15 protein-coding genes, 1 tRNA gene, 1 rRNA gene and 1 riboswitch are annotated in these 12,247 nt (G+C 41.0%); of the genes, 13 read left to right on the top strand and 4 right to left on the bottom strand.

Features of this window, described 5'->3' with window-relative positions; genetic code table 11:
- Nucleotides 1-5: 5 nt before the first annotated feature.
- From AC3WTB_RS05450 to AC3WTB_RS05420, 7 genes are all read left to right on the top strand, one after another.
- Complete coding sequence (locus AC3WTB_RS05450) at nucleotides 6-1,391, top strand: XkdV family phage structural protein (RefSeq protein WP_492333444.1); 1,386 nt, start codon at nucleotides 6-8, stop codon at nucleotides 1,389-1,391.
- Between the two features lie 12 nt (nucleotides 1,392-1,403).
- Nucleotides 1,404-1,724, top strand: coding sequence for a YomQ N-terminal domain-containing protein (locus AC3WTB_RS05445; protein ID WP_075611817.1), 321 nt, complete (start codon nucleotides 1,404-1,406; stop codon nucleotides 1,722-1,724).
- Nucleotides 1,721-1,864 (top strand): XkdX family protein, encoded by a 144-nt coding sequence (locus tag AC3WTB_RS05440; protein ID WP_180272434.1) that lies wholly within the window; start codon nucleotides 1,721-1,723, stop codon nucleotides 1,862-1,864. Before AC3WTB_RS05445 ends, AC3WTB_RS05440 begins: the two co-directional genes overlap by 4 nt.
- A 36-nt stretch (nucleotides 1,865-1,900) precedes the next feature.
- Entirely contained in the window at nucleotides 1,901-2,113 is a 213-nt protein-coding gene (locus AC3WTB_RS05435; RefSeq protein ID WP_012011023.1) for a BhlA/UviB family holin-like peptide, read from the top strand.
- A gap of 11 nt (nucleotides 2,114-2,124) precedes the next feature.
- A complete protein-coding gene (locus tag AC3WTB_RS05430; RefSeq protein WP_019743388.1) occupies nucleotides 2,125-2,388 on the top strand; it encodes a phage holin in 264 nt (87 codons plus the stop codon).
- Between the two features lie 19 nt (nucleotides 2,389-2,407).
- Nucleotides 2,408-3,211: a peptidoglycan recognition protein family protein gene (locus AC3WTB_RS05425; protein ID WP_047204001.1), complete on the top strand. Its 804-nt coding sequence runs from the start codon at nucleotides 2,408-2,410 to the stop codon at nucleotides 3,209-3,211.
- A gap of 116 nt (nucleotides 3,212-3,327) precedes the next feature.
- A complete protein-coding gene (locus AC3WTB_RS05420; RefSeq protein WP_185847156.1) occupies nucleotides 3,328-3,477 on the top strand; it encodes a hypothetical protein in 150 nt (49 codons plus the stop codon).
- Nucleotides 3,478-3,563: 86 nt separating this feature from the next.
- Here the strand turns inward: AC3WTB_RS05420 and AC3WTB_RS05415 are convergent.
- Nucleotides 3,564-3,636, bottom strand: a tRNA-Ala gene (locus AC3WTB_RS05415).
- Between the two features lie 72 nt (nucleotides 3,637-3,708).
- Nucleotides 3,709-4,269, bottom strand: coding sequence for a transcriptional regulator GbsR (gbsR, locus tag AC3WTB_RS05410; protein ID WP_064498135.1), 561 nt, complete (start codon nucleotides 4,267-4,269; stop codon nucleotides 3,709-3,711).
- A 207-nt stretch (nucleotides 4,270-4,476) separates the two neighbouring features.
- On the opposite strand from gbsR, the gene betB reads away from it, so the two are divergent.
- Together betB and gbsB are read left to right on the top strand one after the other, a co-directional pair.
- Nucleotides 4,477-5,946 carry a betaine-aldehyde dehydrogenase gene (gene betB, locus AC3WTB_RS05405; RefSeq protein ID WP_492333443.1) on the top strand — a complete coding sequence of 490 codons (1,470 nt, stop codon included), beginning with the start codon at nucleotides 4,477-4,479 and terminating at the stop codon, nucleotides 5,944-5,946.
- Between the two features lie 27 nt (nucleotides 5,947-5,973).
- Nucleotides 5,974-7,182, top strand: coding sequence for a choline dehydrogenase (gene gbsB / locus AC3WTB_RS05400; protein WP_492333442.1), 1,209 nt, complete (start codon nucleotides 5,974-5,976; stop codon nucleotides 7,180-7,182).
- 40 nt (nucleotides 7,183-7,222) lie between these two features.
- Here gbsB and AC3WTB_RS05395 read toward each other — a convergent pair whose 3' ends face one another.
- Complete coding sequence (locus AC3WTB_RS05395; protein WP_180272435.1) at nucleotides 7,223-7,702, bottom strand: DinB family protein; 480 nt, start codon at nucleotides 7,700-7,702, stop codon at nucleotides 7,223-7,225.
- A 207-nt stretch (nucleotides 7,703-7,909) separates the two neighbouring features.
- Between AC3WTB_RS05395 and AC3WTB_RS05390 the strand changes: the two genes are divergently transcribed.
- From AC3WTB_RS05390 to AC3WTB_RS05380, 3 genes are all read left to right on the top strand, one after another.
- Nucleotides 7,910-8,440: an NfeD family membrane protein gene (locus AC3WTB_RS05390; RefSeq protein ID WP_047204079.1), complete on the top strand. Its 531-nt coding sequence runs from the start codon at nucleotides 7,910-7,912 to the stop codon at nucleotides 8,438-8,440.
- A gap of 11 nt (nucleotides 8,441-8,451) precedes the next feature.
- Complete coding sequence (floT, locus tag AC3WTB_RS05385; protein ID WP_492333441.1) at nucleotides 8,452-9,999, top strand: flotillin lipid rafts scaffold protein FloT; 1,548 nt, start codon at nucleotides 8,452-8,454, stop codon at nucleotides 9,997-9,999.
- Nucleotides 10,000-10,156: 157 nt separating this feature from the next.
- Complete coding sequence (locus tag AC3WTB_RS05380) at nucleotides 10,157-10,711, top strand: GNAT family N-acetyltransferase (RefSeq protein ID WP_047204081.1); 555 nt, start codon at nucleotides 10,157-10,159, stop codon at nucleotides 10,709-10,711.
- 240 nt (nucleotides 10,712-10,951) lie between these two features.
- On the opposite strand, the gene thiT is transcribed toward AC3WTB_RS05380, so the two are convergent.
- Entirely contained in the window at nucleotides 10,952-11,527 is a 576-nt protein-coding gene (gene thiT / locus AC3WTB_RS05375; protein ID WP_039180928.1) for an energy-coupled thiamine transporter ThiT, read from the bottom strand.
- 98 nt (nucleotides 11,528-11,625) lie between these two features.
- A riboswitch (TPP riboswitch) is annotated at nucleotides 11,626-11,727 on the bottom strand.
- 440 nt (nucleotides 11,728-12,167) lie between these two features.
- On the opposite strand from thiT, the gene AC3WTB_RS05370 reads away from it, so the two are divergent.
- Nucleotides 12,168-12,247: ribosomal RNA gene (locus AC3WTB_RS05370) — 16S ribosomal RNA — on the top strand; the annotation flags it as partial.

Genomic DNA, 12,247 nt, shown 5'->3' with positions numbered 1-12,247 from the left:
TGATCATGGAAATAAAGACACCTCGCTCTTTTAAAGTCAGTGACAAAGCCCATGCAGATCTGTTTAATGACATGATCAAGGTTATTCTTGAAAATGATGTTGGACTATTGGATGAAATCAATCAACACAAAAATGATGCTGCATCTCATGCATCTGTAACAGAAAAGCAGAAATGGAATCAATCTCAGTTATATAAAATGACAAATGATAATGGGGCCCAGTTGGTGAATATCCCTGCTGGTGGCAGCATTTATAACGGGATTAAATCGTTAGGTGCCTGCTCGTTCTATGCTCCGGGAGGTTCTGGAGTAGTCGATTCTCCTGCTATAGGTAATGCTGCATTAAGAGGCTTTCAGCTTGTAGGTCAAAATAATATTGGCGTAGGAATCGCGATTGACACATCAGGCAATGCATTTTGTTTTTCCTATCATGTGAATGACGTCGGAATTAACTGGCTCCAATTGCCGTCACAAAATGAAAAAAACAAATGGGACGCAGGACAACTATCTAAAATCACTGCTGACGATGGAAAAGCTTATGAAAGAATTAATGCAAACGATCCTAGTATTTTAGATAAACTTATCAAATTACCGGGCGTGCATTCTTGGTATATTCATGAAGCACACCCCGATCTGCCTACAAAAAGTTCTATGAGGGCTTTATCAGTCTTTAGTGAAAATACCTATGGCTGGATCATTGGGACGAATAATACAGGCGATGTATACATCAATCGATCGACGACAGATGTTACCGGTACTCAGCAAGAATGGAGCGGCTGGAAGAGGTTGAACGAGCACCCATTATTGAGAGCAAATGGAAATAGAATGCTGATATCTACTGGTACAGATATACTCACTCTGCCCTCTGGTTTTTATTATGTCTCTGGAACGAATGCAGTAAATATGCCATCAACGACCGATGCTTCTTGGTTTAATGTAGATATTTTAGAAACGGGAAATAACCGCAAAACATTTCATGTGAGTCGAAGCTATGATAACAGCCATTGGTATGGAACTACTCATACAGATGGAATCTTCAGGGGCTGGAAACAGCTAGTGACAAATGCTGAGTTTGAAAATGTCACGTGGCTTAGTGTTACCTTAGACAAAAGTTCATCTATAGGGGATAGACCGGTTGAATATGTGAAATGGGGAAATTTGTTGTTGCTTAGAGGTCATCTAAAAGCAAATAGAGAAATCATCTGTGGACGGATTCCAGCCGAAGGTTTACCAGAGAAAGGTCTTGTGGTGTCAGTTCCCGTATCAGGTACAACCGGTCATAGTAAATTACTTATATATAATACAGGAGAGCTAAAGCTAACTGGTTTACTCGCAGCGAATGAAAGTGCGGTAACTGGCTACTATTTAGACACGGTCGTCCCATTAAATTAAGGAAGTGATAGTATGATACAAGTCTATGAATACAATCATCAATATGAATTGGTCAGACCTATAGAAGTGTTTGAGAGGGATGATGCAGGAAATTATATCATTCCAGATCAATGTACAACAATTGCACCACCCAATAATCCTTCTTTTTATAAAGCTGCATTTGATGTAGAAAAACAACAATGGTATGAATCAGCGACACAGGAGTATATAGATAGCCTAAAACCAGCCCCACTCCCGCCAAGTGATATAGAACTTTTAAAGAAACAAAACGCTTTATTATCAAAACAATTAACGCAGCTATTTGCTATTTTTAAAGGAGCTGAATCAGAATGATGTTTCCAACTGTAGCAGATATCAAACAATTTTGGGATTGGCAGTGTTACGGCCCAGAGGACATTGCATTTTATGTAAGCATCGGCTGGATCTCGGCAGAAGACTATCAAGAGATAACAGGAGACAAATACGAAGCCTAATGGCTTTATTTTTTTGCCGGAAAGAAGGTGATTCCAATGGAAGTAGATGTCGTACAAAACTTAATGACACAAGGCCCATTTGCCGTTCTCTTTTGCTGGATTCTGTTTTATGTTCTCAACACAACGAAGGAACGAGAAAATAAGCTCAATGCACAAATCGAGGCACAAAATGAAGTGTTAGCCAAGTTTAGTGAAAAGTATGACGTCGTGATCGACAAACTCGACAAAATAGAACGAAATTTAAAATAGGAGGAAAGATCATGAAAACATTCGACAAAGGCACTGTGATTCGCACAGTGCTTCTTTTTATTGCTCTGATCAATCAAACGCTTGTCATGTTTGGACAGACGGTGCTGCCGATTAGTGAGGAGCAAGTACAAACCGCAGGTGAAGCACTTTATGTGGCAGGTTCTACGATTTTTACTATGGTCACAGCCGTTATCGCTTGGTTTAAAAACAATTATGTGACCTACAAAGGCCAATTACAAAAAGATGCTCTGAAACAAAGAGGGCTAACAAAATAATACTTGAAGGAGAAACGACATGGTGAAAATCATTCAAGCATTGATCCCAAAACAACATCGCAACAGACCAGGAAACACGATGAAGCCGCTCTATATTACGGTGCATAATACGTCAAACAGTGCAAAAGGTGCTAATGCGGCCAGTCATGCAGCGTTTGTTGCACGTTCAAGTACCGGTGTCAGCTGGCATTACACTGTAGATGATCAGGTGATTTATCAGCATTTACCGTTAAACGAAAACGGCTGGCACGCAGGGGATGGCAGAGGCACCGGCAATATGAAGTCAATTGGAATTGAAATTTGTGAAAATGCAGACGGTAACTTTGAACAAGCAGTCGAAAATGCCCAATGGCTCATTCGCAAGCTGATAGGAGATTTGGGGATTCCTTTATCAAATGTAGTGCCTCATAAACATTGGAGCGGGAAAGAGTGTCCAAGGAAACTTCTCGGACGATGGGATCAGTTTAAAGCTGGCATAGCCACAGCGCATACCGGCAGCAAAAGCACAAGAAAACCAGTTCAGGCAGAAAGCTTGAGCCACAAAGCACCCGTTTCCAAACAGAAATCGTCAAACCTGCCATCTGGCATTTTAAAAGTAACCAAGCCCTTAACAAAAGGCCCTCAAGTCACTGCTGTGCAAAAAGCCTTATCATCCCTCTATTTTTACCCAGACAAAGGGGCAAAAAACAACGGGATTGACGGTTATTATGGACCGAAAACAGCGAATGCAGTCAAGCGGTTTCAGCTCATGAACGGCTTAGCGGCAGACGGAATTTACGGACCGAAGACGAAGAACAAAATCGAACAATTGCTGAAGAAGTGACGATCTATAAAAAGTGCTATCAGCAAGTGAGGAAATGCTTCCTTGCTGATAGCTAACAAAAAATGACATCATGTGTGATATAATCAACCAAATCACTATCATGAGAGGAGAGAAAAATGAAAAAAGAACTGTTCCAAATCATCATGCTGTCAGCGTTACTCATCTATTTCATTTATCACGGAATGACGAGCGATTTTCCTGTGTCCTATACAATCATTCTCATCCTAACTTATCTTTCTGTGATTACATACCGCATCATAAATTGATTAAGAATACGAAAAAACAAAGAACAAGCATAAGAGATATGTACATAAAAAAACCATCCTTGATTTCTCAAGAATGGTTTTTCGTATGGAGCATAGCGGGATCGAACCGCTGACCTCTACGCTGCCAGCGTAGCGCTCTCCCAGCTGAGCTAATGCCCCGAGGTATGACGACATAATTTATTATAATCAATCCTCCTGTGAAATTCAAGCTGTAAAACGTAAACACATCGCCTATTTTTCCTTCTGCTCAATTGGAATATAGTCAAAGATTTCGCCAGAATGAACAGAATGGGCTAATCGTCTCAACCAGTCATAATAGGCTTTTGAGCTTTCAAGCTGCTCAATGAGCTGCTGCGCTTCCACTCTTACATGTTCCTCCAGCTGATCATCATGCGCCACCTCTTGAAGCCGCTCCTGCGCTTCTTCAATTGCTGCTAAATTGACCTCGACCTCACGTTCCCATTTTTGAGGAAAGAAGTTCGTGAAAAACTTAAAAAAGTCTTTTTCCGCAACAAAACTGTGTTTTCTTCGGCCTCGGTGAAACGTTTTTTTGACAATATTCATGTCTTGCAGCTTTTTCACACCCGTACTCATACTCGGCTTACTCATTTGCAGCTCTTCACGCATTTCATCCAGTGTCATTTCCTCATTTAAATACATCGTCCCATATAGAATACCTGCACTTCGCGTAATACCATAGAGATCCATCGTTTCAGCTATGGAATCAATGACTAGATCTTTAGCAGCTAAAATACGATCTTCTGCTTGCGGCTGTTGTTCCTGCTTTTTCATTTTGTCCCTGCTTTCTATTAAGAGAATTCAATCCGTTCAAAAAAATCTTTATGGACTATATGTTAACGAAAGAATACAAAAAGTCAAAATAAATGAAGCATATCTCCCCTTTGACAGAAAAATTTGAACATGATAAGTTAATTATGTTCAAAACGTTAAATTTTTATTTAACAAACTTACCAAAGAGAATCAGAGGAGGTTCCTTCTATGAGTCAAACACTATTTATAGACGGACAATGGGTTGGCGCTAAAAGTACCGACACGCGGGATATCATCAATCCGTTCAATCAAGAAGTGATCGCGACAGTCAGCGAAGGATCTAGAAATGACGCGCAGCTAGCCATTAAAGCAGCGAGAAAAGCCTTCGATCAAGGGGAATGGGCAAACATGCCTGGACTTGAAAGAGGAAATATTGTGTTTAAGATAGCTGAATTGATTAGACGTGATCTTGATGAACTAGCCACATTGGAATCACTTGATACAGGCAAAACTTTAGAGGAAAGCAAGGCAGATATGGATGATATTGCGAACGTGTTCCAATATTACGCAGGATTGGCTGATAAAGATGGCGGGGAAATCATTGCATCGCCAATTCCAAACTCGAAAAGTGAATTAATCAGAGAGCCTGTCGGTGTATGCGGACAAATCACTCCTTGGAACTATCCATTGCTTCAAGCAAGCTGGAAAATCGCTCCGGCTCTTGCGGCGGGAAATACAATCGTTCTAAAGCCAAGTGAAATCACACCACTCACCACGATAAAAGTATTTAAACTCATGGAAGAAGCGGGCGTTCCGGCAGGCGTTGCAAATCTAGTGCTTGGACCTGGGGCAACAGTTGGAGATGAGCTTGCTGTGAATGATCAAGTAGATCTGATTTCATTTACAGGCGGTATTGAAACAGGTAAGAAAATTATGCAGGGAGCCAGCGGTAATGTGAAAAAAATAGCCCTTGAGCTTGGCGGAAAGAATCCAAATATTGTGTTTCAAGATGCTGATTTAGACGTAGCGGTTGACCAGGCAATGAATGCTGTGTTTTTCCATGCAGGGCAAGTGTGTTCAGCGGGGGCACGTTTGCTGGTGGAAGAATCCATTCATGATGAATTTTTAGAAGAACTGGTGAAGCGTACGAAAAAAATCAAGCTAGGCAACGGCTTTGATGAAGACACCCAGAGCGGGCCGCTCATCTCAGCTGAGCATCGAGAAAAAGTAGAAAAATACGTCAGCATCGGTTTAGAAGAAGGCGCTAGGTTAGAGACAGGTGGAAAAAGACCTGATGCAGAGGAGCTGCAAAATGGGTTCTTCTACTTGCCGACCATTTTCTCAGGCTGCACGTCAGATATGCGGATTGTGCAGGAAGAAGTCTTTGGACCTGTCCTGACAGTCGAATCCTTCCGTACAGAGGAAGAAGTCATCAAGCTGGCAAATGATACGATTTATGGATTAGCAGGAGCTGTGTGGTCTTCTGATATCAGCAAAGCCGAAAGAGTGGCTCGGCAATTAAGATTAGGCACGGCTTGGATCAATGATTTCCATCCTTATTTTGCTCAAGCACCTTGGGGTGGCTATAAGCAATCAGGCATTGGGCGTGAATTAGGACGCACGGGACTTGAGGAATATACCGAGCTGAAGCATTTATATCGAAATACAAAACCTGAAGCAGTTCATTGGTTTAAATAAAAATTACGCATTTGGAGGAGATTCTATATGACACTAAATATGAAAATTGAAAGCATGCAGAAATTCCATACATTTGAAATTCCGACTGTCATCAAACACGGCATTGGTGCAGTGAAACATGTCGGGGAAGAAGTAAAAGCATACGGCGTTTCAAAGGTATTGCTTGTAACAGACCCCGGCATTTATCAAGCGGGCGTGGTGGACCCCGTAATTGCTTCATTAAAAGAAGCGCAAATTGATGTTGTTCTATTTAATAAAGTAGAGCCAAATCCGCCAGTCCGTCTAGTGAACGAAGGATCTGCTTTATATGAAAAAGAAGGCTGTAATGGATTAGTCGCAGTAGGTGGCGGCAGCTCAATGGATACAGCCAAGGCAATTGGAGTAGAGGCGACTCATGAAGGCTCAGTTCTTAATTACGAAGCGGCAGAGGGGAAAAAACCGCTTGAAAACAGAATCCCGCCTTTAACCACTATTCCGACAACAGCTGGTACAGGTTCAGAAGTGACGCAATGGGCAGTCATTACTGATGAAGAAAGAGAATTCAAATTCAATACAGGTGGTCCTCTTATTGCAGCTCATCTTACAGTGATTGACCCAGAGCTTCATGTATCCATGCCGCCTCATGTGACAGCAATGACTGGAATTGACGCGCTTGCTCACGCGATTGAATGCTATACGATGAAATTTGCTCAGCCGATTACAGATGCGGTAGCACTCATGGCCATTGAATATGCAGCTCATTATATTCGCCGTGCCTTTGCTGATGGTGAGGACTTGGAAGCCAGATATGGAATGGCACAAGCTGCGATGCTTGCCGGGCTTTCTTATGGAAGTGAATCAGCTGGCGCTGCACATGCGATGAGCCAAACACTCGGAGGCATTATTCCTGTCGCACACGGTCAGTGTGTTGCAGCGATGATGGGACCAGTGATGGAATATAACTGGAAAGGGTATCCGGAAAAATTCGCACGAATTGCGCAAGCGTTTGGGGTTGATACAAGCAGAATGACAACAGAGGAAGCAGCCAAAGCAGCCGTGAACTGGATGTATGATTTAGTAGAAGATTTAGAAATTCCTTCATTAGAAGAACAAGGTGTATCAAAAGATATGATTGACCGTTTATCTAAAGAAGCGATGAAAGATCCGCAAACAGTTGGAAACCCAAGAGATCTAAACGAAAAAGCGTACAAATGGATTTATGCGCGCTGCTTTGAGTTAACACCTAAAACAGTGTAACAATGAAAAAAGGCTCCCTAAAGGGAGTCCTTTTTATGTTTTATAGTTGTTCTTTAATTTCTTTGATTTGATGAATATGGCGTTTTTCATGTGCGCCGATAAAATCAAGATATTGCTTAAGGGATAGCTCTTTAAACACAGGGTGTGCAATGACGCGTTTGAAATCTTCCTCAGTAAATGTTGATAAAATTTGATTGAGCTGCTCACGAGCTGTATCGAGCTCATCCTTTAAATGTGTAGGTGTCACATGCTTGTGCTCAGGCGCAACAATACTAGGCGCAGTGGCTTTTTTCGAACGATCCTCTGCCATTTCCACCGGCTTTGGTTCATATTCTTTGATCGGTGCTTTTTTCCCCTCAGCAGCTAGATGTTTTGCTGCAACTAGGTCCATTTTCTTTAAATGATCTGCTACCTCTTGAATACTCCAAGTATCATCAGATAATTTTTGGTTCAATTGTTCTTCGCTCAAACCTTGCAGCTCGTGCCACAATTCTTGTCTTGCTTCATGTAATAAACTCATTTTCTTCATCACCTCAAGATCAAATTTTAACATAAGGGTACATGACAATCATTCTTGAGCTATCCGAAAATCCCTTTGAAGAATTGTGATGAAATATGAAACCTTTACAAAAGTGGTTCGTATTACCTGTTACAAGGAATACATTGGAGGTGAGTATGATCTAAATGAAACAACAGATGTTCATTTCATGAAGAAAGGGTGAGGAAGATGGATGTGTTTGGGCTGCCTCTTCAGACGCTGTATTTATACATATTGATGATATCAGGAATCCTGACACTTGTTTTCGTCTTTTTCGGCGATGTATTTGATGGATGGTTTGAAGCGATCCCTGTTCCATTCCTTCAACCAACATTGATCCTCGCATTTCTTACCTTTTTCTCGGCTGGAGGGTTTATCTCTGAAAAAACAGCAATTGTAGGAAGTGGACTTGGCGCACTATTATCTGCCATCCTCGCAGTGATCCTTGTGACCTGTTTGAATGTATTTGTATTAGTCCCGCTTTCCTCTGCTGAAGAATCTCTCTCTTATACGGAGGCCGATTTAAAAGGAAGAACTGGGGAGATCATTGTATCTGTTCCAAAAGACGGGTTTGGAGAAGTGCTGTTAATCAGTAACAGCGGGAAAATCTCAAAGCCAGCTGTCAGCTTCGACCAAGAGGAGATTCCATATGGAACCCGTGTGCTAGTTGTCGAAGTGAACAAAGGCGTCTTATCTGTTATACCAAATGAAGAAATCTAGGAGGGAATGCTATGCCAGGAACAACTATTTTAGTGATCATTGGAATTGTGCTTGTCATTCTTATTGCACTTATTGGTGTATTTGTTTCTAAATATCGGACAGCAGGTCCAGATGAAGCATTAATCGTGACAGGAAGTTATCTAGGAAGTAAAAATGTCCACGTGGACGAAGGTGGAAACAAGATTAAGATTGTAAGAGGCGGCGGTACCTTTGTTCTTCCAGTCTTTCAACAAGCAGAGCCGCTCAGCTTACTATCTAGCAAGCTAGATGTTTCAACCCCTGAAGTCTATACCGAACAAGGTGTACCGGTCATGGCGGATGGAACGGCCATCATAAAAATTGGTGGATCGATTGAAGAAATTGCTACTGCTGCAGAGCAATTTTTAGGTAAAACAAAAGAAGATCGTGAAAACGAAGCGAGAGAAGTATTAGAAGGTCACCTCCGTTCCATCTTAGGGTCAATGACAGTTGAAGAGATTTATAAAAACAGAGAAAAATTTTCACAAGAAGTACAACGCGTTGCTTCTCAAGATTTAGCGAAAATGGGTCTAGTCATTGTCTCGTTTACGATCAAAGATGTTCGTGATAAAAATGGCTACTTAGAATCTCTAGGTAAACCAAGAATTGCCCAAGTAAAACGCGATGCAGATATTGCAACAGCTGAAGCAGATAAAGAAACACGGATCAAACGTGCCGAAGCAGATAAAGATGCGAAGAAATCTGAGCTTGAGCGTGCTACTGAAATCGCTGAAGCAGAAAAGATTAATGAACTGAAAAGAGCAGAATTCAGACGTGAACAGGATACAGCGAAAGCAAGTGCTGACCAAGCGTACGATTTAGAAACCGCTCGTAACCGCCAGCACGTAACTGAACAAGAAATGCAAGTCAAAATCATTGAGCGTCAGAAACAAATTGAATTAGAAGAAAAAGAGATTCAGCGTCGTGAACGTCAATACGATTCTGAAGTGAAAAAGAAAGCAGATGCGGACCGTTATGCTGTTGAGCAGTCGGCTGCGGCAGAAAAAGCGAAACGTCTCGCAGAAGCAGATGCGAAGAAATATAGCATTGAAGCAATGGCCAAAGCAGAAGCTGAGAAAGTTCGTATAGACGGGCTTGCCAAAGCGGAAGCGGATCGTGCGAAAGGGGAAACAGAAGCAGACGTCATTAGACTAAAAGGACTTGCAGAAGCCGAAGCGAAAGAGAAAATTGCGGAAGCATTCGAACAGTATGGTCAGGCAGCGATCCTTGATATGATTGTCAAGATGCTTCCTGAATATGCGAAGCAAGTATCTGCACCACTTTCTAACATTGATAAAATTACTGTTGTGGATACAGGCGGTAACGGTGAAGGCAGCGGTGCCAATAAAGTTACAGGCTATGCCACAAATCTCATGTCTAGTCTTCAAGAGAGTCTGAAAGCATCCTCTGGAATTGATGTGAAAGAAATTATTGAGAATTTTTCTGGCAAAGGCAATGTGAAGCAAAGCATTCAAGAACTAACAAATGAAATCAAACAACCAAGAAAAATCGAAAAAGCTGATCATCAAATAGAACAATAAAATCAAATGACACCTTCCACCAGAAGGTGTCACTTTTTTATAGAAGAAGGTTTAACCATTGAAAGATGTGCTGACAAAACGCTAGTCATTGAATTCTATGTAATAGAAATTTATCATAATGAAGATAAGGTGGAAAAAGCTAAAAGGAGTGGAGCGGATGAAGGTGAGACATGCTGTACATCAAGATATTCCAAAAATCGCCGAGATTCATGTGAAAAGCTGGCAGACTACCTATCAAGGGATTATTTCGCAGGAGTATTTAGATGGTTTAACCATTGAAGATCGGGAAGAGAGCTGGAGAAAAAGATCGCTTGAAGGCACGTTTGTCGCAGAAGATGAGGATGGCGTATTTGGTTTTGCCACTTTCGGAAAACAACGTGACGAACGCTATTCTACATATGATGGAGAGCTATATGCCATCTATTTATTCCAACAGAAACAGAAATCAGGGGCGGGTATTGCTCTAATGGAAAAAGGAGTGGAATATTTAATAGAAAAGGGTTATCAGAATATGCTGCTATGGGTGTTTGAACAAAATTCGGCGAAACAATTTTATCAAAAACTTCAACCTAGTTTTGTCGTTACCAGCCAGTTCGAGCTGGCTGGCGAGAACCATAATGAAATAGGGTATGGATGGGAGTTGTCTAGATTGAATAACCATGTAAAACGAATTAAATCGTCAGCTTCCAGTAATAATGAGAGAAAAAAGTGAAAAGTACAGCAAGCAACATGTAAGAAATAAACGGTGAAGCTTCTACTTTTCCTTTCACACCTGCTATTTTTAAAGCTTCATAGAAACCTGCCAAGAAATAAGCCAGACTGAGAATATAACAGCAAAGCATAATGGAGTAAGGGCTCATTGTCGTACCTCCAGCATGAAATCTTCTATTATTAATAGATTCCATAGAGCAGCAAATTATGCATAAAAAAATAACCAGCTGTCATCAGCCGGTTATTTTTGATGAGGAAAAACCAAACGGGATGCACTTGGAATGAGTATACAAAGAACAATACTGCAAATAATAAATGAAGGAACCATATATGTGCTGTTATAAATTAAAGAGTAGACCCATCCTGGTGTTCCTTTCGGTGCATATTGAGAAAAGAAAACGACGCCAGAAATAAAGAACGTCAGCAGCCTGAAGAAACTAGCAACAAAAACAGCTAAGGTAATATAGAAAAATTGCTGCTTTCGCTTTTGATCCTGAATGGCTTTTTTGATCAATCCAGAAAACAAGCCGCTTAAAGAAATAACAACAGATGCAACGAAGTAATCGAGGAATCCTTGAACAGGTGTAGCGATGATCGGGCTATTCATCAGCTGAAGACCTGCGATTAACACACCGATGATAAATCCGGTAGATATCCCCCATCTAATAGACATGAGAATAACGGGAATCATAATCAGAGCAAGAGATCCGCCATTCGGCATTCTTAAAAAGAGACCTGATAAGTAATCTAATACAAGTGCAAGTGAAGTCATAATCGCGATTTCCATCAGTCGTACCAATTGATTTGATTGCTGCATAAAAAAATCTCCTTTTTCATGAATTGAGCAAGGAGAGACCGTGTAAGGATGAGTATGTTATTCATAGAAAAACATATCGATTTGAATACACCATATGTATCCAAGTGATTCCACATTCCTACTTCAGTATTAACTGACAGGTTCAAAGGGTCAGAACAACGAATGTTCACTCTCAGCACAAAGCTCCCCCTGCGGTTATTTAGTTTCAATCTAATATAAATATACTAAAGACCTGCAGGATCAACAATAGACAATTCCCGAGATGAGCAGCATTTGTATCGATATATAGGAAGAGATAAGGAAAAATAAATTATTTAGAAAAAATACTTGTTTCTTCTTTCAAAAGGTGTTATATTTGTATTCGCCGCTGAAACAGCGCGGTTGATAAATAACATTAAGAAAAAAGTTGTTGACTTTATCTTGATAGAATGTTATATTAATAAAGTCGCCTCTGAGAGACGGCGGAGATGATCTTTGAAAACTAAACAAGACAAAACGTACCTGTTAATTCGAGTTTTTATAAAAAAATCCTATGATACTTCATAGGTAGTCAGTCAAACGCTGACGAGGCAGGAAATGATCACATGCTAAGTTCACTACATCGTGTAGTAGCAACGCATGTGTGATATGCATCCTGCATACCTCGGAGAGTTTGATCCTGGCTCAGGACGAACGCTGGCGGCGTGCCTAATACATGCAAGTCGAGCGGACAGAAGGGAG

The organism is Bacillus sp. EB106-04-04-XG123 (assembly GCF_058791855.1).
The sequence above is the reverse complement of the archived record's forward strand: the minus strand, read 5'-3'. Positions and strand labels throughout refer to the sequence as shown.